Origin of the sequence: uncultured Azonexus sp., from assembly GCF_937982035.1 — a bacterium.
Taxonomy (GTDB): domain Bacteria; phylum Pseudomonadota; class Gammaproteobacteria; order Burkholderiales; family Rhodocyclaceae; genus Azonexus.
The window spans coordinates 35,642-56,438 of sequence record NZ_CALJNI010000006.1; the positions used below are offsets into that span (position 1 = coordinate 35,642).

At 64.8% G+C, this 20,797-nt stretch carries 20 protein-coding genes; 5 read left to right on the top strand and 15 right to left on the bottom strand.

Features of this window, described 5'->3' with window-relative positions; translation table 11 throughout:
• Positions 1–11: 11 nt before the first annotated feature.
• The 3 genes from Q0799_RS05605 to hemN form a co-directional block, all read right to left on the bottom strand.
• On the bottom strand, positions 12–2,210 hold the full coding sequence (locus Q0799_RS05605; RefSeq protein ID WP_298395485.1) for a cation-translocating P-type ATPase: 2,199 nt from the start codon (positions 2,208–2,210) through the stop codon (positions 12–14).
• Position 2,211: 1 nt separating this feature from the next.
• Positions 2,212–2,883, bottom strand: a complete 672-nt coding sequence (locus Q0799_RS05610; RefSeq protein ID WP_298395488.1) for a sulfite exporter TauE/SafE family protein — start codon at positions 2,881–2,883, stop codon at positions 2,212–2,214.
• A 62-nt stretch (positions 2,884–2,945) separates the two neighbouring features.
• On the bottom strand, positions 2,946–4,349 hold the full coding sequence (hemN, locus tag Q0799_RS05615) for an oxygen-independent coproporphyrinogen III oxidase (RefSeq protein ID WP_298395491.1): 1,404 nt from the start codon (positions 4,347–4,349) through the stop codon (positions 2,946–2,948).
• Positions 4,350–4,434: 85 nt separating this feature from the next.
• Between hemN and fnr the strand changes: the two genes are divergently transcribed.
• Positions 4,435–5,178 (top strand): fumarate/nitrate reduction transcriptional regulator Fnr, encoded by a 744-nt coding sequence (gene fnr / locus Q0799_RS05620; protein ID WP_298395494.1) that lies wholly within the window; start codon positions 4,435–4,437, stop codon positions 5,176–5,178.
• A 3-nt stretch (positions 5,179–5,181) separates the two neighbouring features.
• Here fnr and Q0799_RS05625 read toward each other — a convergent pair whose 3' ends face one another.
• Both Q0799_RS05625 and Q0799_RS05630 read right to left on the bottom strand, forming a co-directional pair.
• Positions 5,182–6,312 (bottom strand): PQQ-dependent sugar dehydrogenase, encoded by a 1,131-nt coding sequence (locus Q0799_RS05625; RefSeq protein WP_366940768.1) that lies wholly within the window; start codon positions 6,310–6,312, stop codon positions 5,182–5,184.
• 13 nt (positions 6,313–6,325) lie between these two features.
• Positions 6,326–7,261, bottom strand: a complete 936-nt coding sequence (locus tag Q0799_RS05630; RefSeq protein WP_028994713.1) for a LysR family transcriptional regulator — start codon at positions 7,259–7,261, stop codon at positions 6,326–6,328.
• Between the two features lie 139 nt (positions 7,262–7,400).
• Here Q0799_RS05630 and rnk point away from each other — a divergent pair, with 139 nt between their 5' ends.
• Both rnk and gdhA read left to right on the top strand, forming a co-directional pair.
• Positions 7,401–7,775 (top strand): nucleoside diphosphate kinase regulator, encoded by a 375-nt coding sequence (gene rnk / locus Q0799_RS05635; protein WP_298395501.1) that lies wholly within the window; start codon positions 7,401–7,403, stop codon positions 7,773–7,775.
• Positions 7,776–7,797: 22 nt separating this feature from the next.
• Positions 7,798–9,141 carry an NADP-specific glutamate dehydrogenase gene (gene gdhA, locus Q0799_RS05640; protein WP_298395504.1) on the top strand — a complete coding sequence of 448 codons (1,344 nt, stop codon included), beginning with the start codon at positions 7,798–7,800 and terminating at the stop codon, positions 9,139–9,141.
• On the opposite strand, the gene Q0799_RS05645 is transcribed toward gdhA, so the two are convergent.
• From Q0799_RS05645 to Q0799_RS05680, 8 genes are all read right to left on the bottom strand, one after another.
• Positions 9,138–9,518, bottom strand: coding sequence for a SirB2 family protein (locus Q0799_RS05645; protein WP_298395509.1), 381 nt, complete (start codon positions 9,516–9,518; stop codon positions 9,138–9,140). The two genes, gdhA and Q0799_RS05645, sit on opposite strands and share 4 nt — an antisense overlap.
• Entirely contained in the window at positions 9,515–10,801 is a 1,287-nt protein-coding gene (locus Q0799_RS05650; protein ID WP_298395512.1) for a hypothetical protein, read from the bottom strand. Before Q0799_RS05650 ends, Q0799_RS05645 begins: the two co-directional genes overlap by 4 nt.
• 6 nt (positions 10,802–10,807) lie before the next feature.
• Complete coding sequence (locus tag Q0799_RS05655; RefSeq protein WP_298395515.1) at positions 10,808–11,032, bottom strand: DUF2249 domain-containing protein; 225 nt, start codon at positions 11,030–11,032, stop codon at positions 10,808–10,810.
• Positions 11,032–11,475: a hemerythrin domain-containing protein gene (locus tag Q0799_RS05660; RefSeq protein WP_298395518.1), complete on the bottom strand. Its 444-nt coding sequence runs from the start codon at positions 11,473–11,475 to the stop codon at positions 11,032–11,034. Before Q0799_RS05660 ends, Q0799_RS05655 begins: the two co-directional genes overlap by 1 nt.
• Positions 11,476–11,562: 87 nt before the next feature.
• Entirely contained in the window at positions 11,563–12,303 is a 741-nt protein-coding gene (locus tag Q0799_RS05665) for an MBL fold metallo-hydrolase (protein ID WP_298395520.1), read from the bottom strand.
• Between the two features lie 19 nt (positions 12,304–12,322).
• Positions 12,323–12,898, bottom strand: coding sequence for a chemotaxis protein (locus tag Q0799_RS05670; RefSeq protein WP_298395523.1), 576 nt, complete (start codon positions 12,896–12,898; stop codon positions 12,323–12,325).
• Entirely contained in the window at positions 12,895–14,643 is a 1,749-nt protein-coding gene (locus tag Q0799_RS05675; RefSeq protein WP_298395526.1) for an alpha/beta fold hydrolase, read from the bottom strand. Before Q0799_RS05675 ends, Q0799_RS05670 begins: the two co-directional genes overlap by 4 nt.
• 35 nt (positions 14,644–14,678) lie before the next feature.
• On the bottom strand, positions 14,679–16,091 hold the full coding sequence (locus Q0799_RS05680; protein WP_298395529.1) for an MBL fold metallo-hydrolase: 1,413 nt from the start codon (positions 16,089–16,091) through the stop codon (positions 14,679–14,681).
• An 83-nt stretch (positions 16,092–16,174) separates the two neighbouring features.
• Between Q0799_RS05680 and Q0799_RS05685 the strand changes: the two genes are divergently transcribed.
• Positions 16,175–16,618, top strand: coding sequence for a universal stress protein (locus tag Q0799_RS05685; RefSeq protein ID WP_028994703.1), 444 nt, complete (start codon positions 16,175–16,177; stop codon positions 16,616–16,618).
• A 57-nt stretch (positions 16,619–16,675) separates the two neighbouring features.
• A complete protein-coding gene (locus tag Q0799_RS05690; protein WP_298395535.1) occupies positions 16,676–18,835 on the top strand; it encodes an ATP-binding protein in 2,160 nt (719 codons plus the stop codon).
• On the opposite strand, the gene Q0799_RS05695 is transcribed toward Q0799_RS05690, so the two are convergent.
• Positions 18,836–19,327, bottom strand: a complete 492-nt coding sequence (locus Q0799_RS05695) for a hydrogenase maturation protease (protein WP_298395538.1) — start codon at positions 19,325–19,327, stop codon at positions 18,836–18,838.
• On the bottom strand, positions 19,324–20,787 hold the full coding sequence (locus Q0799_RS05700; protein WP_298395541.1) for a Ni/Fe hydrogenase subunit alpha: 1,464 nt from the start codon (positions 20,785–20,787) through the stop codon (positions 19,324–19,326). Before Q0799_RS05700 ends, Q0799_RS05695 begins: the two co-directional genes overlap by 4 nt.
• Between the last annotated feature and the right edge of the window lie 10 nt (positions 20,788–20,797).

Here is a 20,797-nt window from a genome sequence, read left to right on the forward strand (position 1 = left end):
CACTTTCCCTTCTATCGTTTCAGGTCCTGCGGCCGCCAGCGCTTGAGCAGCAAGGAGTTGGTCACCACCGAGACCGAACTCATTGCCATCGCCGCACCGGCAATGACCGGATTCAACAAGCCCATTGCCGCAAGCGGCAAACCCGAAACATTGTAAACGAAAGCAAAGAACAGATTCTGCCGGATCTTGCCCAAAGTCGCCCTGGACAAGGCGATGGCGTCGGCCACACCGCGCAGGTCGTTGCGGATCAGGGTCAGGTCGGCGGCCTCGATGGCCGCATCCGAACCGGCGCCGATGGCGAAGCTGACATCGGCCGCAGCCAGCGCCGGCGCATCGTTGACACCGTCGCCGACCATGGCTACCAGGGCATCTCCGGATTTCAGGGCATTGATCGCCGCCGCCTTGTCGCCGGGCAGGATGCCGGCGCGGAATTCGTCGATGCCGGCCTGGGCGGCAATCGCCGCGGCAGTCGCCACATTGTCACCGGTCAGCATCACCACGCGGATGCCTTGCGCCCGCAACTGCGCCACGGCCTGCCGCGACGTCGGCCGCAACGCGTCGGCGATGGCGAGCAGCGCCAGCACTGCAGTTGGCTCCTCACCATTCATTTCCGCCAGCACCACGACCGTCTTGCCGGCCGACTGCAGTTCGGCAATCGCCGCATCGTCGTGCAGCCCGAACCAGGCCGGCGAACCAAGTCGCAAGACGCGGGAATCGACTTCGCCGCTCACGCCGTGTCCGGCCAGCGCCCGGAAATTGCTGACTGGCGGCAGTTCTCCGTCGCCATGCGCCGCCACCACGGCACGCGCCAGCGGATGCTCGGATTGGTGTTCGAGCGCCGCAGCCAGGCGCAACGCTTCCTCGCGATTGCAGGCCATGGGCACCACATCGGTGACCTGCGGCTGACCGCAGGTCAGCGTCCCGGTCTTGTCGAGCGCCAGGACACCGATCTTCTGGGCGCGTTCGAGCGCCTCGGCATTGCGCACCAGAATGCCAACGCGGGCGCCCTGGCCGGTGCCGACCATGATCGCCGTCGGCGTCGCCAGGCCGAGCGCGCACGGGCAGGCAATGACCAGCACGGCAACCGCATTGACCAGCGCTTCGGCAAATTCACCACCGATCCACCACCAGGCAACAAAGGTCGCCAGCGCGATCAAGCAGACCACCGGCACGAATATCCCGGAAATGCGGTCGGCCAGGCGCTGCACCGGCGCCTTCGAACCCTGCGCCTCGCCGACCAGGCGGATGATGCCGGCCAGCAGGGTCTGTTCGCCGACGCCGGTGGCCCGGCAGCGCAAGGCCCCCTGGCCGTTGGCCGTCGCCGCAAACACGCGGTCGCCGGCAGCTTTGCCCACCGGCATGCTCTCGCCGGTCAGCATCGCCTCATCGACGCTGGACTCGCCGTCGATGACCTCGCCGTCCACCGGCACGCTCTCGCCCGGACGTACCAGGAAGATGTCGCCCGGCATCAGCGCATCGACGGGCAGTTCCAGCCACTGCCCGTCGCGCTCGACGCGGGCGGTTTTCGGGCGCAGGCGGATCAGCGACTCGATCGCTTCCGAGGTGCGCGCCTTGGCCCTGGCCTCAAGCAATTTGCCGAGCAGGACCAGGGTGATCACCGCCGCCCCGGCCTCGAAATACACATGCTGATCGTGCAGGCCGAACACCGTGACCACGGCCGAGAAGCCCCAGGCCATGCTGGTGCCGAGCGCAACCAGCACATCCATGTTGGCACCGCCGCCGCGCAAGGCCTTGGCCGCGCCGTCGTAGAAACGCCAGCCGATCCAGAACTGGACCGGCGTCGCCAGCAGCAGTTGCAGCCAGCGCGGCAACTCGTTCTCGTGCCCGCCCTCGCCGAACATGAAGATCATCTGACCAACCAGCGGCAAGGTCAGCGCGACGGCGATCCAGAAACGGCGGACCTCCTGCCGATAGACCCGTTCCTTCTCCTGCTTTTCCCGCTCGCGGGTTCCGGCATCGACCAGGGTCGCAGAAAAGCCAGCCTTGGCCACCGCCGCGATCACCGCATCCGGCCCGACCCCGCTCAGGCGTACACGCGCCCGCTCGGCGGCCAGATTGACGTTGGCCTGCATGCCGGCCTGGCGGTTGAGCACCTTTTCCAGGCGCGTGGAACAGGCGGCACAGGTCATGCCGCCAATGGCGAATTCGATCACCTGTTCCGCACTGTCAGGCGGGGTCTTGTCAGTCACCTCAGACGTTCTCCATCAGGTAGGGCAAAGCGTACAGGCCGTAAATCCCGAAGCCGAGAATCAGCAGGCCGGACAAGATACGGACCACGGGCCGGCGGACAAATTCGTTGAGCCGCGAAAAAAGGATGCCGGCGAGCAGCAGATTGGGCAGGGTTCCCAGCCCGAAAGCCAGCATCAGGGCGGCGCCACGCCCGGCCGAACCGGCCGACAAGGCACTGGCCAGCGCGCTGTATACCAGTCCGCAAGGCAGCCAGCCCCACAACAGGCCCAGCGGAAAGGCCTGACGGACGGTGGTGGCCGGCAGGAAGCGCCGGGTCAGCGGCTGGATGCGGCGCCATAGCGCCTGGCCGGCGCGCTCGGTGAACGCCAGCGCCCGGGTCGCACCGAGCAGGTAAAAACCCAGCGCGATCAGCATCAGGTTGGCAAACAAGTAGAGGATCAGCCGCGCCGGCACCTGCCCTTCCAGCCCCAGGCTGGCCGCACCGAGGGCACCGGCCAGGGCGCCGGCAGCGGCATAGGAGAGGATGCGACCGCCGTTGTAGGCCAGGTGCATCGACCAGCGCGACGCACCGCCCATGGCCAGGGCGCCGACAATACCGCCGCACATGCCGACACAATGTGCGCCGCCGAGCAAACCGACAAGGAACAGGGCAAGAAAACCGGTATCGGGCATGAAACAGGGCTGGACAGGAAACAGACGGGAAGTTTAACCCGCCCGCCCCTCCGCCGGCACCGTCAGATCACCTTCGAGTAACGCGTACGCTGCCGGTCGGCGCGCAGGTAGCGGTCGAAGGCCATGGCGATGACGCGCACCAGCATGCGCCCCGGCGGCAGCACGGTGATCCATTCGCGTTCGATCTTGAGCAGACCACCGCGCTCCAGCTCGCGCAAATCCTCGATCTCGGCGGCAAAGTACTTGTGGAAGTCGATCAGGTGCGCACTCTCGATGCTCTCGATCGACAGCTCGAAATGACACATCAGCGCCTGGATGATCGAGCGGCGCAGGATGTCGTCGGCGGTCAGTTCGATGCCGCGAATCACCGGCAGCATCGGCGCGTCGAGCCGGTCGTAGTATTCGTCCAGAGTCTTGACGTTCTGGTAGTAGGTCGGCCCGACCTTGCTGATCGACGAAATGCCGAAGGACAGCATGTCGCAATCGGCATAGGTCGAGTAGCCCTGGAAATTGCGGTGCAGGCGGCCCTGACGCTGGGCCACGGCCAGCTCGTCGTCGGGCTTGGCGAAGTGGTCCATGCCGATGAACACATAACCGGCGTCGGTCAGTTTCTTGATCGCCAGCGCCAGGATCTGCAGGCGCGCATCCGGCGTCGGCAGGTCGGCATCGGCAATCCGCCGCTGCGGCTTGAACAGGCCCGGCAGGTGCGCGTAGTTGTAGATCGACAGACGATCCGGGTCCATCGCCAGCACCCGCTCCAGGGTCCGGTTGAAGCCCATCACGCTCTGGTGCGGCAGGCCGTAGATCAGGTCGATCGACACCGACTTGAAGCCGCTGGCGCGCGCCGCCTTGATCACGTTGAAGGTTTCCTCTTCGCTCTGCACGCGATTGACGGCGACCTGGACCTTTTCGTCGAAATCCTGGACGCCGACGCTCATCCGGTTGAAACCGAGCTCGCCGAGCAGGGCCACGGTGGCCGCATCGACCTTGCGCGGATCGACCTCGATCGAGTACTCACCGCCGTCGAGCAGCTTGAAGTGCTTGCGCGTCTCGGCCATCAGCTGGCGCATCTCGTCGTGCGACAGGAAGGTCGGCGTACCTCCGCCCCAGTGCAGCTGGATGACCTCGTGCTCACCGTCGCGGCCTTCGAGCGAAGCGCTCTGCAGGGCGAGTTCCTTGCCCAGGTACTTCAGGTACTTGGCACTGCGCCCGTGATCCTTGGTGATGATCTTGTTACAGGCACAGTAATAACAGATGGTGTTGCAGAAGGGGATGTGGAAGTATAATGACAGCGGCCGGCTGATACCGCCGATGTTGCGCTTGCCGAGCCAGAGCGCTGCAGCCTCCGAGTCGAATGCTTCGACAAAGCGGTCTGCGGTGGGATACGACGTATAACGCGGGCCGTTAACGTCAAAACGGCGAATGATCTGTGGATCGAAGACGAGGTTTTCAGTTGCGAAATTCATTTAACATAGCGCCAAGTTTAGGCTCGATTATGTGGGGATGGATCGCAGTTCCGGTTGACATGGATCAAGCCAACGCAGGTTGCCAATGCCCAACACAATCCCGTTGAATCAGGAAATTACGCTGACCGTCATCAAGACGGCCTGCTCCAACTGCAACCTGCGCGAACTGTGCCTGCCCTTCGGTCTCAGCCTTGAGGAACTCGAGCGTCTCGACGACCTCATTTCGACCCGCCGCCGGATCAAACGCGGCGATCACCTGTACCGTGCCGGCGAGGCTTTCGACTCGATCTACGCGATCCGCAGCGGCTTCTTCAAGACCGACGTGCTGCTCGAAGACGGCCGCGACCAGGTGACCGGCTTCCAGATGGCCGGCGAACTGCTCGGCCTCGACGGCATCAGCACCGAACACCATACCTGCAACGCCATCGCCCTCGAGGACAGCGAGATCTGCGCGATCCCGTTCAACCGGCTGGAAAGCCTGTCGCGCGAGATCCACAACCTGCAGCACCACTTCCACAAGGTGATGAGCCGCGAGATCGTCCGCGATCACGGCGTGATGATGCTGCTCGGCACGATGCGCGCCGAAGAGCGCCTGGCCGCCTTCCTGCTCAACCTGTCACAGCGCTTTACCGCACGTGGCTTCTCGCACGCCGAGTTCTACCTGCGCATGACGCGCGAGGAAATCGGCAGCTACCTCGGCCTCAAGCTGGAAACCGTCTCGCGCGCCTTCTCGAAATTCCAGGAAGAAGGCTATATCGCGGTGCAGCAGAAGCATATCCGCATTCTCAACGTAAACGGCCTCAAGGCGCTGATGAACCACCGCGCCTGAGTTTCAGCGCGCCGGTTCAAGACGCAGCAGCTTGCCGTCAGGCGCGTCGGTAAGCAGGTAGATCAAGCCGTCCGGCCCCTGACGGACATCGCGAATCCGACCTTCGCGCCCGCTCAGCAGGCGCTCTTCATGCACCACCCGCTCGCCGTCGAGTTCCAGGCGGACCAGCATCTGGTATTTCAGCGCGCCGACGAACAGGTTGCCGCGCCACGCGGGAAAACGCTCGCCGACATAGAAGGCCATGCCCGACGGAGCAATCGACGGCGTCCATTGGTACAGGGGCTGCTCCAACCCCTCGCGATGCGTGCCGACGCCGATTTTCGTGCCAATCACGTAATTCACCCCGTGAGTGATCACCGGCCAGCCGTAGTTGCGTCCTTTGCGCACGATATTGATCTCGTCGCCGCCCTGGGGGCCGTGCTCATGGGTCCACAAAGCGCCGCTGACCGGGTGCAGCGCCGCCCCCTGGACGTTGCGATGGCCGACGCTGAAAATTTCCGGATGCGCACCGGCCACTCCCCGCCAGGGATTGTCCGCTGGCACCCGACCATCGTCGTGCAGCCGGACCTGCTTGCCGGCCAGATCGTCGAGCTGCTGCGCCCGTGCCATCGTGCCGCGATCGCCCTGGCTGATGTGCAGGAAGCCGTCCCGGTCGAACACCAGGCGCGAGCCGAAATGCTGCCCACCGGACGATTTCGGCCTTTGCCGGTAAATCACCCGCAGGTCTTCCAGCCGGTGACCGGCGGCATCGGACACCCAGCGTCCGCGCGCCACCTCGGTACCAACCCCGCCCTCGCCGGCCGCGGCGTAGCTCAGGTAAATCCAGCCGTTGGCGGCAAAGTCCGGATGCAGCACGACGTCGAGCAAACCGCCCTGTCCGCTCGCCGCAACCGCCGGCACGCCCGCCACCGGGCGCGGATCGACACGACCGTCGGCCGCCAGCAAGCGCAGGCGCCCCGGCCGCTCGCTAACCAGCATGCGACCGTCGGGCAAAAAAGCCAGCGCCCAAGGATGCACCAGCCCCTCGCTGAGCACGCGCACCCGGAAATCCTCGCGTTCGCTGCGCAGCACCTCGGCCTGCGCCGGCAATCCCAGACCAGCCACCAGACCGGCGACCATCAACAGACGTTTCATCGGCATTTCCTCGTCATCGACTCAGGCCCAGCCACAGGCGTTCGCCGGGCTGATCCCAGTAAGGCTGTTCGCCGAAGCGCTGCTGCAGGAAATCGATGAAGGCGCGTACCTTCAGCGGCAGATGGCGATTCGGCAGATGCACGGCGTAGATGAAGCGTTCGATCGGCACATAGCCCGGCAACACTTCGACCAACCTTCCGGCCTGCAGTTCGCTGCCGATGATGAAGGTCGGCAGCAGCGCCAGGCCGAGACCGCCGAGGACGGCCTGCGACAGTGCCTCGTCGTCGTTGATGCGCAGCGAACCTGACACCGGCACCGAAATGTCGCCGTCCGGCCCCTGCAGGTGCCAGAAACCCTGCGTCGTCAGATAGGTGTAGTCGAGACAGTTATGCCGAGCCAGATCGGCAGGCACCTGCGGCACGCCCCAGCGCGACAGGTAGGCCGGGCTGGCGCAGATCTTCCGCCGGATCGGCGCCAGGCGCCGGGCGACCAGGTTGCCGCCGGGCTCCGGAGCGATACGCAAGGCCAGGTCGTAGCCTTCGTCGACCAGATTGACCAGGCGGTCACTGATCGTCATGTCCACCGACAGCTCCGGGTACTGCAGCATGAAATCGGCCAGTGCCGGCGCCACGTGCAGCGTGCTGAAAGCCACCGGCGCACTGAAGCGCAGCTTGCCGCGCGGCGTCTGGTGCAGGCTGCCGATGGTGCTGTCGGCGCGCGCCAGTTCGTCGAGGATGCGGTCGCAATGCTCGAAATAGGCCTCGCCCACTTCGGTCAGGCTCAGCCGGCGCGTACTGCGCTGCAGCAGGCGGACGCCGAGCGCCGCTTCCAGCCGGGCCACCGACTTGCTCACCCGGGATTTGGAAATTCCCAGGCGCAAGGCCGCCCCGGAAAAACTGCGGGCCTTGACCACCTGGGCGAACAGCAGCATGTCGTTGATGTCGTGCATGGCACATCCATTGTTTCCGTAATGGAAACAGTCTTATTCAAACTTGCCGACTTATCAAGACCAGCCTGTGCAACTAACATCCTTGGTCCATTAATTTGCTTGGCTGAGCCAAACACACGAAACAGAAAAAACACATTAAATGCAACAGACTAACCTGATCATCAGCGAGATGGATTTCGTCCGCCTGATGGCTATCCAGCCGCCTCCGGATCTGCGCGCGGAGCTTGAGCGCGCCATTGTTATCCCAGACGACTCAATGAAAACTAACATCGTCACCATGGGCTCGCGCGTGCGCTACACCGAACACGAGACCGGCAACAGCCGCGAAATCGAGATTGTCTTCCCGGAAGAAGCTGAAGCCGCTGCCGGCAAGGTCTCGGTTTTTGCGCCGGTCGGCGCCGCCTTGATCGGCCTCGGCGTTGGCCAGGAGATCGAGTGGGACTTTCCGGGCGGCAGCACCCGCCGGCTGACCGTGGTTGAGGTCATCCAGCCAGAAAAACAAGCAGGACACTAATCACATCAAGGGAGACCCGATCGTGCGCTACACCTCATTCCATGACTTCACCCAACATGTTGCCGCACGAAACCCCGGGCAACCCGAGTTCCACCAGGCGGTGGATGAAGTCATCGAAAGCCTCTGGCCCTTCATCCAGCAGCATCCGAAATACGCCGAACAGGGCCTGCTCGACCGCCTGGTCGAGCCGGAGCGGGTGGTCATGTTCCGTATTTCCTGGGTCGACGACCACGGCGACGTCCAGGTCAATCGCGGCTACCGCATCCAGCACTCGTCGGCCATCGGTCCGTACAAGGGCGGCATCCGCTTCCACCCGTCGGTCAACCTGTCGATCCTCAAGTTCCTGGCTTTCGAGCAGACCTTCAAGAACGCCCTGACCACGTTGCCGATGGGCGGCGGCAAGGGCGGTTCCGACTTCGATCCGAAGGGCCGCAGCCCGGGTGAGGTGATGCGCTTCTGTCAGGCCTTCGTCAGCGAACTGTTCCGCCACATCGGCAGCGACACCGACGTGCCGGCCGGCGACATCGGCGTCGGCGGCCGCGAGGTCGGCTTCATGGCCGGCATGATGAAGAAGCTGTCGAACCGCGCCGATTGCGTATTCACCGGCAAGGGCCTGAGTTTCGGCGGTTCGCTGATCCGCCCGGAAGCGACCGGCTACGGCACCGTCTATTTCGCCGAGGAAATGCTCAAGCAGCAAGGTCGCAGCTTCGAAGGCCTGCGCGTCAGCGTTTCCGGCGCCGGCAACGTCGCTCAGTACGCCGTTGAAAAGGCCATGGCGCTGGGCGCCAAGGTGGTCACCGTATCCGACTCCAGCGGCACCATTCTCGACGAGGAAGGCTTCACCGCCGAAAAGCTGGCCGAACTGATGGAGGTCAAGAACCACCTTTACGGCCGCGTCAGCGATTACGCCGGCCGCGTCGGCGCCACCTTCCTGCCCGGCGTCCGTCCCTGGCACATCCCGGTCGATGTCGCCCTGCCCTGCGCGACGCAGAACGAACTCGACGCCGGCGATGCGCGCACGCTGATCGACAACGGCGTGATCTGCGTTGCCGAAGGCGCCAACATGCCGTCGACCGCTGACGCGGTCCGGCTGTTCGAAGCCAGCCAGGTGCTCTACGCCCCGGGCAAGGCCAGCAACGCCGGCGGCGTCGCCACCTCTGGCCTGGAAATGAGCCAGAACGCGATGCGCCTGTCGTGGCCGCGCGAGGAAGTCGATGCCCGCCTGCACCAGATCATGGTCGACATCCACGAAACCTGCCTGCGCTACGGCCGTGCCGCCGACGGCAAGGTCAGCTATGTCGATGGCGCCAACATCGCCGGCTTCGTCAAGGTCGCCGACGCAATGCTGGCGCAGGGCGTGGTCTAAACGAAGGGCAGCGGCTGGCGGGTCAGCGCCACGGCGACGATGTAGCCGTAGGCAAGCACCGCCAGCCCGCCGAAACGCAGGCGGATGGCCATCGTCCGGCCGCGTTTCAGCGCCATCATGCCGCAGCCGATGTAGAGCAGCAGGCCGATCAGCTTGGCGGTCAGCCAGTCCATAGCAAACGGATACTGGCCGCTGATCCAGGCCAGGCTCAGCGCGCTCAGCAACAACAGGCTGTCGACAACGTGCGGCAGCACCCGGCTGATCCGCCGCTGCAGCCAGGGCGACTGCCGCCACATCCAGAACAAGCGCAACAGGAATCCCGTGCCACTGAGCACGACGCAGGTGACGTGCAGATGCTTGAGCAGAACGTAGCTCATGCGCTGACCGCCGCCAGCCGGGCCCGTCGATAGTTGCGCGCGCCGACCGCCAGGTTCCACCACAGCCAGCCGGCCGCAGCCATCAGGCACAGTCCGGCCGGCACGGCCAGCCAGTCCGGCCGGATCGCCGCAGCGACGGCCAGCAGCAGCGTGGCCAGATAGAGGCGCCATTGCCCCAGTCCATCCTTGTCGGCCAGCAACTTGTTCATCGGCGGCACCGGCTTGCCCGGCCGGGCCAAGGGCTGCAGGTGCAGCCACAGCAGGAAGGGAACGATCTTGTAGAGCATGCCGATGATGAAGGCGGACAGGCCGGCGAGCAGGATCAGGACGCCGAACACGCCCATCCACGCCGGCACCCCGGCCAGCGGCGGATGCACGGCCGAAGCCAGCAGCATGAGCAAGGCCAGCAGCGAGGCGGACAAGGCTCCCTGCCAGTAGCGAAAGGTCGAATCCGGGCGGGCCCGGCGGCGCGCCGCCTGCAGTTTCATCGTCTGCCCGACGAAGAGCAGGCCGCCGGCCGCCAGCGCCGCCTGCGCCAGGCGTTGCAGCACTTCGGCAGAGACGGCCCAGGCCAGGCTCCACAACAGCAGCGCCGCCATCAGCAGCAGCGGGAAACGCCACGCGGGTTTCGCCGGGTAGCCCGGCGTCAGCTGGAACATCGGCACCACCACGTAAGCCACCGCCGCCAGCAGGATGCCGGCCCAACCACCCAGCCCCCAGGCTGCGTGCAGGTCGGCCAGCGGCATCAGCGCCACGGCCCAGCCGCCGGCCAGCGCCAGCAGCATTAACAGACCGCTCGCCGCGGTCACCGCCAGGGCGATCACCGACAGCTTGAGTCCGCGGATGCTCGGACTGGTCGACGGCACCCGGAAGATGGCCAGCCCCGCCGCCCCGATGAAAACCGCCAGGCTGGCGCCGAGCAGCACCCCGGCGGCGTGCAGCCAGCCCGGCGCCGATTGCAGGAAGCCAAACGCCAGTGCCAGCGCACCGAGCGCCAGCCCCGGATGGACGATGCCGGCGATCAGGCGCGGCCGGGCCAGGTTGGCGCCGGCCAGCACCGGCAGGATCTGGATCAGCGCCCCGACCATGATCTGCAGCATGAAACCGGCGGTGACCAGGTGGGTTGCCGCCAGCGCTGCCGGCGTCCACCGCGAGGCAAACAACGCCTCGCCTTCAAGCACGGCCAGGGCGCCAGCCAGAACCAGGAATAAGGGTGCAGTCAGGAAGAAACGCAGCGGCGCCGACAGCGGCGGACTTTGATCGTAGGACAGCAGGGCTTGCATGGAAGCTCAGCAGCGGATGGTGACCACGAAGGTGCCATCGTCCTGCAATTCGGTCCGCCAGCCATGTCCGTTCTGCTGCAGAACGCGATATAGCGGGTGCGGCTCGCGGTAGAGCAGCAACTGCATTTCCTCGCCGGGCTGCAGGGTGTCGAGCATTTCCATGGTCGCCACGAAGGGCTGGGGCGGTTCCATGAACCGCCCGTCAACGACGCGTTCAGCCTGGAGCGTCATCAGGCGGTCTGCAGATCGCCCTGCAGGCGTTCGATCAAGCCGTCCTGCTCGGCGGCCAGATGCTGGTCACACATCGGGTAGAGCACGTTCTCTTCCTTCATGTTGTGCTGCTGCATCATGATCAGCAGGGTTTCCAGCTGACCGAGGAAGGATTCGGCGTCGTCCTGCGCCAGCGCATCGACGGTAGCGACCATCAGTTCGCGCATCTGTTCGTGCTCCATGCGCATCACCTGGGTCGGCCCCATGCGCATGCCGGTACGTTCCTCGAAGGCCGGGAACAGGGTCTGTTCCTCGCCGATGAAATGGCGCAGCATGGCCATCTGGAAATCGCCGAAGGCACTACGCGCGCGGGTCAGGCTGCCGTCGGCGGCGGCCTGCTCGGCCAGGGCAAAAAGATCATCGCAGTGGCGGTGATCGTCGCTCATGAATTCCCGGATCGTCATGATGTTTTCCTTGGGGGTTGGTTCAGGACGATTGTCCGCCCCGCCCGCCCCCGACGGCCTTGATCCGCATCAAAACCGGGAAATGCCTCAACCGTGCAGGACGCCGACGGTCAGCCCGTCGAACCAGTCGATGAAACGTCTGACATCAGCACCGCGGTAAATGGCCCCGTGTTGCGGGCAGAGCATGTCGATGTCCATTGCCGCCACCCGCTCGCACCAGCGGCGCTTGGCTTCGTTCGACCCCATCCAGCGTTTGTGGAAGGCTTCGGCATGGCGGATGTGGCTATCGAAATTCTCGACGAACAGCCCATCCTGGCCGGCCGGCAGCAGGGCGGCGCCAACGTCGCCGGAGAACAGGATCTTGGCCTGCCGGTCGTAGAGGTGGAAATTGCCCGAGGAGTGCAGGTAATGCGCCGGCACCGCCTGCAGGGTCAGCCCGTCGAGCGCAATGTCCATGCCCTCGTCGGGAATCGAGACGAAAGTATCGGCCGTGCCGCCGAAATGCGGGATGAAGCTGGACCACAGCCAGCTGACGTAGCATTTCATGCCCGGATTGAATTCCAGCCACAGGGCCAGCGAGGAGCAGATGTCCGGGTCCTGATGCGAGGCGAAGATGCCGCTCAGGGCGGACGGATCGAATTCCCCGGCCAGGGCCGAGAACACGGCCGGAAAGACCTCGGCACCGCCCGGGTCGAGCAGGATGGCCTTGCCGCCGTGCATGACCAGGTATTCGTTGGTATCGATCAGGTGTCCGGGGCGTTCGTTGTCCCTGACGATGGCGACCCACTTGTGATCGCCGTCCTGGTAAATCGTGCTGGTTTTCTTCACCCTGCCCCCGCCATCCGTTTTATTTGAAAAATTCCGAACGCTGCAAGGCCTGCAGCGAGTTGCGGATTTCCTCGACGATCCCGTCGAATTCCCCCGACACCTGGGCCAGCGCCCCGGCGAAGCCCTGTCCGTAAGCCGCTTCGATCTTCGCCGACTTGGCCAGCACACCGCCCAGTTCGACCAGCTGGAAGGCATCGTCGAGCGCCCGCTGCAACTGCCGGCGCAGGCTGGCCAGACGGGCCTGGTGCTCGCCGTTGGCCAGTTCGCGCCGTTTCAGCGCCAGTCCCAGTTCGGGCCGCGACGTTCCGGCCACCGCCTCACGCAGCAAGCGGATATGGCGAACGTCCTGGAGGACGACCGAGACCTCGTTGACGCAGCGATGGATCAGTCCGCTCAAGCCGCCCATGCAGGTGCGCAAATCCTGGGAGAAAACCCGCAACTCGTTGGACAGCACACCGAAACCCAGTGCCGCCGTACCGGCGCGTTTGGCGAGGAAGATGGCGTTGAGCGCCATGATGTTGATCTTGAAGGCGACCCCGACGACCGCCTTGATCTCCTCGTTGATGCGCACGATGCGCAGCAGGTCGGTGCTCATTTTTCCAGCACGTAGGTACCCGGGGCATCGGCCAGCCCGGGGAACTTGCGGTTGGTCGCCGGGTAGGCCTCGACCAGCTCGCCGGTGCGTTGGCCCAGCCAGGCCGTCCAGTCCTCCCACCAGGTGCCGGGCTTCTTCTCGGCACGTTCCTGCCACTGCTCCCAGTGCTCGTTGCGTTCGGGTTCGGCGATCCAGTAAGCCCGCTTGGGCGGATTGACCGGCGGGTTGACGATGCCCAGGATGTGCCCGGAAGTCGACAGCACGAAGCGCACCGGCGCCTTGACGTTGACGTACTTGCGAATGCGGTAGCACTGCTTCCACGGCGCGATGTGATCGTCCTCGGCAGTCACCGCGTAAAGCGGCTGGACGATGCGGTCGAGGTCGATCGGTTCGCCGGCAACGGTCAGCGAGTCGCGCTTGATCAGCTTGTTGTTCAGGTAGAGCTCGCGCAGGTACCAGGCGTGCATGGCTTGCGGCATGCGCGTCGAATCGACGTTCCAGAACAGCACGTCGAACGGCGGCAAGGGTTCGCCGAGCAGGTAGCTGTTGACCCAGTAGCTCCACACCAGGCTGTTCGAGCGCAGCAGGCGGAACGAGGTCGCCATCTCGTTGCCGTCGAGATAGCCTTTCTTGGCCATCGACTCTTCGAGCGCACTGATGCAGGCATCGTCGATGAAGACGTCGATGTCGCCGGGGTTCGAGAAATCGGTCAGGGTGGTGAACAGCGTCCAGTGCGCAACCGGCACCTGGTCTTCGCCAAAGCGCTTGTTGGCCCAGGCCATGTAGGTCGACACCAGCGTTCCACCGATGCAGTAACCGACCAGATGCACCTTGGGTTGCTTGCAGAATTCACCGGCAACGCGGACGACTTCGTTGACGCCTTCGAGCAGGTAGTCGTCGAAACGGACGTCGCGCATGTCCGCATCCGGGTTCTTCCAGCTGGTGATGAAGACCGAGAAACCCTGGTCGGTCAGGTATTTGACCAGGCTCTTCTTGGCGGTCAGGTCAAGGATGTAGAACTTGTTGATCCACGGCGTGACGATGACGATGGGCATGGCCCGCACCTTGTCGGTGGTCGGCGTGTAATGGATCAGTTCGACCAGGCGGTTGCGGAACACCACCTTGCCCGGTGTCGTCGCCAGATCCTTGCCGACGGTGAAGGCGTCGGGCTCGACCATCTGGATGTTCTTCGCCTTCACGTCGCGCTGGAAATTCTCCCAGCCGCGGCGCAGGCTTTCGCCCTGGGTGGCGACGGCACGTTCGAGGGCGACCGGATTGGTCCAGAAGAAATTGGTCGGTGCCACCATGTTCAGCCACTTGCGCAGCCAGAAGGCGGCCCGCCGGCGTTCCTTGTCCGACAGGCCGGGGGTTTCGAAATACATGTCCTGCAGGCGGTGGGTGAAGGCCAGGTACCACTCCTTGGCAATGTCCCAGGACGCCGAATCGGTCCAGATCGGATTGGCGAAACGCGCATCGTCGGCATTGGGCTGGATCACGTCATCGGACGGAATGCCGAGCGCACGTCGAGTCACGTGGGCCTGCAGGGCGAGCAGGTCGCCGGACAGCGCATTGACGGCGCGGACCAGTTCCTGCGGGTGCATCAGCCAGGCCATCTGCGCGCTGAGCAGCGAGGTCGTCACACCGAAGGGGTCGATGGCCTTGCTGACCGATTTCCCCAGGGACTCGAGCGGACTCAGGCCGTCAAGTTCGAGGGTGTCATGCTGGGCTGCGGATTTAGTGGACATTGCGTTGTTCTCCCTGAGGCGAATTCATCACCATCTTACAGCGTGACCATGCTCCCCGGGAGGGGCAAATGCACTTCCTCCCAGCCAAAACGCGCCTGTACGGCAGCACGGAAATCGGCCGAGGCAGTTGCCTCGCCGTGGACCACGAAAAGTTTGCCCGGCGGCTTGTGAAAGCCGGCCAGCCAGTCGAGCAGGGCCGCCTGGTCGGCATGCGCCGACAGGCCGCCGACGGTGCAGATTTTCGCGCGCACCGGCACCGTCTCGCCGAAGATGCGCACCAGCCTGGCCCCGTCGACCAGGCGCCGGCCGAGCGTCCCGGCCGCCTGGAAACCGGCGATCATCACCGTGCATTCGCTGCGCCGAAGGTTCTCGCGCAGGTGGTACTTGATCCGTCCGGCGTCGCACATGCCGCTGGCCGAAATGATCACCGCCCCGTGGCGGATGTCGTTCAACTGCCGCGAGCGCTCGACATCGGCGACGAATTCGATGTTCACCTTGTCGGGATGGGCCTGCTGCCAGTCGATCAGTTCGCAGGTATGGTCGTCGAGCAGGTCGCGATGTTCGAGCGTGATCCGGGTGGCGGCGTTGGCCATCGGGGAATCGACATAGATTTTCAGCGGATCGAGCCGCTGGCGCCGGACCAGGTCGGTCAGCAGGTAGAGGATTTCCTGGGTGCGGCCGACGGCGAATGCCGGGATCACGATATTGCCGCCGGCTGCCCGGGTGCGTTTGAAGGCGGCGACGATTTCCTCTTCGGTCTCGGCGAACGGCCGGTGCAGGCGGTTGCCGTAGGTCGATTCGATGAGCACGGCATCGGCACTGGCCGGCGGCGCCGACGGGTCGTTGAGCACCGGCCGGCCGGGCATGCCCAGGTCGCCGGAAAAAACCAGCCGCCGGGCCCGCCCGCCGACATGGACGAGCACTTCCAGCGACGCCGAACCGAGGATGTGCCCGGCATTGTGGAAACAGACTTCGATACCCTCATTCGGTCGGACGCGCTGGCCGTAGTCGACCGGCCGCACCTGCTTGAGCACGGTCTGGGCCTGCAGGACCGAATACAGGGGCGGCTGGATGCCGCGCTCGCTGCGCCCGCGCCGCCGCCGATTGCGGATCTGCCACTCGGCTTCCTTTTCCTGGATATGGGCGCTGTCCGGCAGCAAGACTTCGAGCAGGGCCGCGGTGGCCCGGGTCGCATAGACCGGCCCGCGATAGCCGAGCATGGCCAGGCGTGGCAGCAAACCGGAATGGTCGATGTGGGCATGCGTCAGCAGCACGAAATCGAGACGACGCACGTCGAAACCGAAGTCGAGCGCCTTTTCGTTCTTGGAACGCGCTTCCGCGCCCCCCTGGAACATGCCGCAATCGACCAGAAAGCGGCACTCGCCGGTATCCACCAGCGTGCAGGAACCGGTCACTTCACCGACCGCACCGTAAAAGCCAAGTCGCATGTTTGCAATCCTCCGGACTTGGCGTAGCATGAACCTCAATAAGGCGGAAAGCAACGCCAGCACTTCATTTCAGGAGGTAAAGCATGTTCAAGCACATTCTCGTTCCGACCGATGGATCCGAACTGTCACGCGCCGCGGCCAAGCGTGCCATATCCTTCGCCAGCGAGGCCGGTGCCCGGGTCACGGCGTTTTATGCCAAACCGGAATACCCGATCGCCTATTTCGGCGAAGGTGCCCTGATCGATCCGACCACCCCGGAAAAATTCACCGAAATGGCCGAACAGCAAGCCAGCCAGTATCTCGCCGAAGTCACCGCCTGGTGCCAGGAAGCCGGCGTCGAATGCAGCACGCTGTCGACCACCAGCGACATCCCCTACGAAGCGATCATCAATGCCGCCGAGCAATCCGGTTGCGACCTGATCTTCATGGCCTCGCACGGCCGTAAAGGCATCAGCGGTTTCCTGCTGGGCAGCGAGACGAACAAGGTACTGACCCATTCCAAGGTTCCCGTTCTCGTCTATCGCTGAGCGCTCACCCCGCCCCACCCTGCCCTCCACTCTCCGCGCCCGGCGCGCGGCCGGTTGATGCCACTTTCGTCCCAGACACTGCGTTTCCAGCGACAGATTCTGCTTCCGGTCGGCTGCGTGCTGCTGGCACTGGTCGTCGTGTTCGCGGCTGTATTTCAATGGCATCAGGACCGGCAGGAAAGCGAACGCACTTTGCGCGTTGCCGGCCAGGCCGGGGCAGCCTGGCAACGCCTGCTTCACGAAAACCTGCAGCACCTGGGCTGGTTCGCCCGCGAAGCCGCCGGCAACGAAGAGCTGCGCCAGGCCATGCAGCAAGGCAATCATGCCGCCCTGCTCGACGCCAGCCGCCAGCGCTTCGCCGAATTGCGCAAGCAGTTCGGCATCAGCCACTGGTATTTCATCCGCCCGGACGGTCGCATCCTGCTCCGCGTCCATGCACCGCAACGCAGCGGCGACCCGATCGACCGCAAGACGCTGAACGCCGCCATGCGCAGCGGCCAGCCGGGCGGCGGACTGGAACTCGGTCCGCTCGGCACCTATGCGCTGCGTTATGTCCTGCCCTGGCATGACGGCGACACCCTGATCGGTTACATCGAACTGGCGCAGGAGGTAGAGTATTTCGCCAGCGCCATCGGCGAGATGCTGGAAGTCGAGGTCATCACGGCCGTCGACAAACAGGCGACCAGCGAAGCCGCGTTTGCCGCCGGCAAACTGGAGTTGGGATTCAGCGGTTTCTGGAACGAGCACCCACGCATCGCCATCCAGCAGCAAGGCAGCCGGCGCCTGCCGGAAAAACTGGCCGATTACTGGAACACCCACCCCGGCGGCCAGGCCGGTGAGGTGCTGACATCGCATGGCGAACGCAGAGACTGGTCGGCCAGCCTGCTGCCGCTGCCCGATGTCGAAGGAGAAGCCGTCGCCTCCATGGCCATCCTGCGCGATGTCGGCAGCGAACGCACCGAAGCCCGGCGCAAGCTGCTCTCCGGATTGCTGCTGGCCGGCGGCCTAGCGGTGCTGCTGTTGCTGGCGCTGGCCACGCGCACCCGCCGGATCGAGCAAAGACTGCTGTCGGCACACCAGTCCCTGGCTGCCAACGAACAACGCTTCCGGGACATCTTTTCGACCAGTTCCGACTGGTGGTTCTGGGAAACCGACGCCGATCACCGCTTCACTTTCATGACCGACAATCTGCACACCCTGCTCGGCATCGAGGTTCAGCAACTCATCGGCAAGTCGCGCCGGGACATCATGGTCACCGACGCCCCGGAAATGCAGGCCAGGATAGCGGCCCATTTTGCCGACCTGGCCGCCCATCGCCCCTTCCACCGCTTCGAGTACGAGGCCAGGCTGGCCGGCGACAAGCGGGTCTGGCTGTCGGTCAGCGGCGTCCCGGTATTCGACTCCAAAGGACAATTCCAGGGCTACCGCGGTGCGGCCTCGAATGTCAGCCTGCAACACGAGCAGACCGTGGCCCGGGAACGCGCCCTGGCCGCCGAACACCTGGCCCTGGAGGAAGCCGCGGCGGCCAACCGGGCAAAGAGCGAGTTCCTGGCCAACATGAGCCACGAACTGCGCACCCCGATGAACGGCGTGATCGGCATGTGCGACCTGCTGCTCGACACGCCCTTGTCCGATGAACAGCGGGAATATGCGAAGACTGTCAGGGACAGTGCCTATGGCCTGCTCGGGGTGATCAACGACATCCTCGATTTCTCGAAAATCGAATCCGGCAAGCAGGCGGTCGAAACGACCGACTTCACGCTCGGCGACGTCCTCAATGCCACCTGCGAACAGCTCGGTGCGCTCGCCCGGGGCAAGCAACTGGCCTGCCGGTGCGCGCTTTCGCCCGACCTGCCGGAAATCCTGTGCGGCGACCCCGGCCGACTGCGCCAGGTGCTCGACAACCTGATCGGCAATGCCATCAAGTTCACCGAAAACGGCAGCGTCGAGTTCGAAGTCGCGCCCGACGGCGAGGCTTGGCTCCGTTTCACCGTCCGCGACACCGGCATCGGCATGACGCCGGCGCAGATGGAACGCCTGTTCCAGCCCTTCTCCCAGGCCGACGGTTCGATGACCCGGCGCTTCGGCGGCACCGGTCTCGGCCTGTCGATTGCCAAACGTCTGGTTGAACTGATGGGTGGCGAAATCGGCGTCACCAGCGCGCCCGGCCAGGGTTCCACCTTCTGGTTCACGCTGCCGCGCCGGCCGGCCGACTGATCAGGGCGTCGCCTGCCCCTCCCAGCTTTCCCGGTCCGGGTGCCAGAACAACTGCTGCAGGCAGGCCCAGGCGCCTTCAACATTCTCCCGGGCCGCCTGGCTCAGCGGCTCGCCCAGCTCGAAAGCCTCGCCGCGCACGCACAGCACGAAGGCAGCCGGCGGCTCCTGATGCAGGGTGCGGCGAAACACTTCGAGCACGGCCTCCGGCGCCAGTTCGTGGCTGCAATGCGCCATCCCGGCTACCGGGAAGATCCGCTGGAAACAGAACGGGGCCCGCGTCCCCTCGCCGGCATCGATGAACAGCACCAGTTCGCGCCCGACCAGATCGAGCGCATGCTCGATGTTCAGCTGGAAATCCTCAATCAGCTCGAAACAGTCGGCCAGTCCTTCGGCCTGCAGCCACTCCGCCAGCCGCTCGCACAGCAGCGGCCCGATCGCATCGTCGCCGCGACTGGGATTGCCGACGGCGAGGATGACGACCGGTGCCGTCATGCCTTGCTCAAGGAGGAAGCAATGCGCCCGTCGGCCTCGACCACCTCGACGGTCAGCGGCATCTTGCCGAGCGCATGCGTGGCACAGGACAGGCAGGGATCGTAGGCGCGGATCGCCACCTCGATGTGGTTGAGCAGCCCCTCGGTGACCTCGCGCCCGTGCAGGTAGCGGCGGGCAACCTGGCGCACCGCCTCGTTCATCGCCTGGTTGTTGTTGGTCGTCGACACGATCAGGTTGCACATGGTCACCAGGTCGTCGTCGCCGACCTGGTAATGATGGAAGAGCGTGCCGCGCGGCGCCTCGATGACGCCGACGCCTTCGCGCTGGCGCTCGCCCTGGACGACCAGCTGGTCGCCGAGCAGGTCGTCGTCGTGCAGCAGATCCTTGATCACCTCGGCGGCATGCAGCATCTCGATCATCCGCGTCCAGTGGTAGGCCAGCGGCGCATGCAGCGGCCGGCCGCCGGCGTAATCGAAGTAGTCGCGGCGGGCGTGCTCGGCAAACGGCGTCGAGATGTGGTCGCAGTTCTGCACCCGGGCCAGCGGGCCGACCTTGTACCAGCCGTCGGTGCTGCCCAGCGAGCGGATGAAGGGGAACTTCATGTAGCTCCAGCTACGCACTTCCTCGCCGAGATAATCGTTGTAGTGGCGGTAATCGACGCCGTCGAAAATCTTGCCGCCCTGCGCGTCGCAGGCGCGCAGCTTGCCGTGATAGAAGTCCAGCTCGCCGTTGGCGCCGACCAGCGACAGGGAGCTGGAACTGACCGTACCGAAGTTGTCGTAAAGGTCGGGGTCCTGCTCGTGCACCTGGCGGATCAGCTTGACCGCGTCGCGCGACCAGCCGATCACGTGATAGATTTCCTTGAGCAGTTCGTCTCGTTCGGCAATCGTCAGCGCCTTGTTCACCCCGCCGGGAATCGCCCCGGTGCCGTGGATGCGCTTGCCGGCGGTGATGCGGATGACTTCCTGGCCGAACTTGCGCAACAGCACGCCCTGGCGGGCAATATCGGGATACTGGGCGGCGACGGCGACGATGTTGCGTTTGGTCAGGTCGCTGTCGAAACCGAACAGCAGGTCGGGCGAACACAGGTGGAAGAAGTGCAACGCATGCGACTGCAGCATCTGGCCGTAGTGCATCAGCCGGCGCATCTTCTCCGCCGTCGGCGTCAGGTGCGTCGCACCGACCACCTGGTCGAGCGCCTTGGACGCAGCCAGATGGTGCGATACCGGGCAGATGCCGCACAGGCGCTGGACCATGACCGGGATTTCCCAGTACGGCCGGCCCTGGATGAATTTCTCGAAGCCCCGGAACTCGACGATGTGCAGGCGCACCTGATGCACCTTGTTGTCGTCGTCGAGCAGAATGGTCACCTTGCCATGGCCCTCGACCCGGGACACGGGATCGATGGCGACGCGGCGCAGGCTCTCCGGGTGGGCGGCGGTTTCCAGATTCTCGTTCATGCGCGCAACC

What these genes read in the sequence shown, in the direction of transcription:
- Q0799_RS05610 (WP_298395488.1), bottom strand. Translation starts at nt 2,883, where the DNA reads ATGCCCGATACCGGTTTTCTTGCCCTGTTCCTTGTCGGTTTGCTCGGC.
- hemN (WP_298395491.1), bottom strand. Translation starts at nt 4,349, where the DNA reads ATGAATTTCGCAACTGAAAACCTCGTCTTCGATCCACAGATCATTCGC.
- fnr (WP_298395494.1), top strand. Translation starts at nt 4,435, where the DNA reads ATGCCCAACACAATCCCGTTGAATCAGGAAATTACGCTGACCGTCATC.
- Q0799_RS05625 (WP_366940768.1), bottom strand. Translation starts at nt 6,312, where the DNA reads ATGAAACGTCTGTTGATGGTCGCCGGTCTGGTGGCTGGTCTGGGATTG.
- Q0799_RS05630 (WP_028994713.1), bottom strand. Translation starts at nt 7,261, where the DNA reads ATGCACGACATCAACGACATGCTGCTGTTCGCCCAGGTGGTCAAGGCC.
- rnk (WP_298395501.1), top strand. Translation starts at nt 7,401, where the DNA reads ATGCAACAGACTAACCTGATCATCAGCGAGATGGATTTCGTCCGCCTG.
- Q0799_RS05645 (WP_298395509.1), bottom strand. Translation starts at nt 9,518, where the DNA reads ATGAGCTACGTTCTGCTCAAGCATCTGCACGTCACCTGCGTCGTGCTC.
- Q0799_RS05650 (WP_298395512.1), bottom strand. Translation starts at nt 10,801, where the DNA reads ATGCAAGCCCTGCTGTCCTACGATCAAAGTCCGCCGCTGTCGGCGCCG.
- Q0799_RS05655 (WP_298395515.1), bottom strand. Translation starts at nt 11,032, where the DNA reads ATGACGCTCCAGGCTGAACGCGTCGTTGACGGGCGGTTCATGGAACCG.
- Q0799_RS05660 (WP_298395518.1), bottom strand. Translation starts at nt 11,475, where the DNA reads ATGACGATCCGGGAATTCATGAGCGACGATCACCGCCACTGCGATGAT.
- Q0799_RS05670 (WP_298395523.1), bottom strand. Translation starts at nt 12,898, where the DNA reads ATGAGCACCGACCTGCTGCGCATCGTGCGCATCAACGAGGAGATCAAG.
- Q0799_RS05675 (WP_298395526.1), bottom strand. Translation starts at nt 14,643, where the DNA reads ATGTCCACTAAATCCGCAGCCCAGCATGACACCCTCGAACTTGACGGC.
- Q0799_RS05680 (WP_298395529.1), bottom strand. Translation starts at nt 16,091, where the DNA reads ATGCGACTTGGCTTTTACGGTGCGGTCGGTGAAGTGACCGGTTCCTGC.
- Q0799_RS05685 (WP_028994703.1), top strand. Translation starts at nt 16,175, where the DNA reads ATGTTCAAGCACATTCTCGTTCCGACCGATGGATCCGAACTGTCACGC.
- Q0799_RS05690 (WP_298395535.1), top strand. Translation starts at nt 16,676, where the DNA reads ATGCCACTTTCGTCCCAGACACTGCGTTTCCAGCGACAGATTCTGCTT.
- Q0799_RS05695 (WP_298395538.1), bottom strand. Translation starts at nt 19,327, where the DNA reads ATGACGGCACCGGTCGTCATCCTCGCCGTCGGCAATCCCAGTCGCGGC.
- Q0799_RS05700 (WP_298395541.1), bottom strand. Translation starts at nt 20,787, where the DNA reads ATGAACGAGAATCTGGAAACCGCCGCCCACCCGGAGAGCCTGCGCCGC.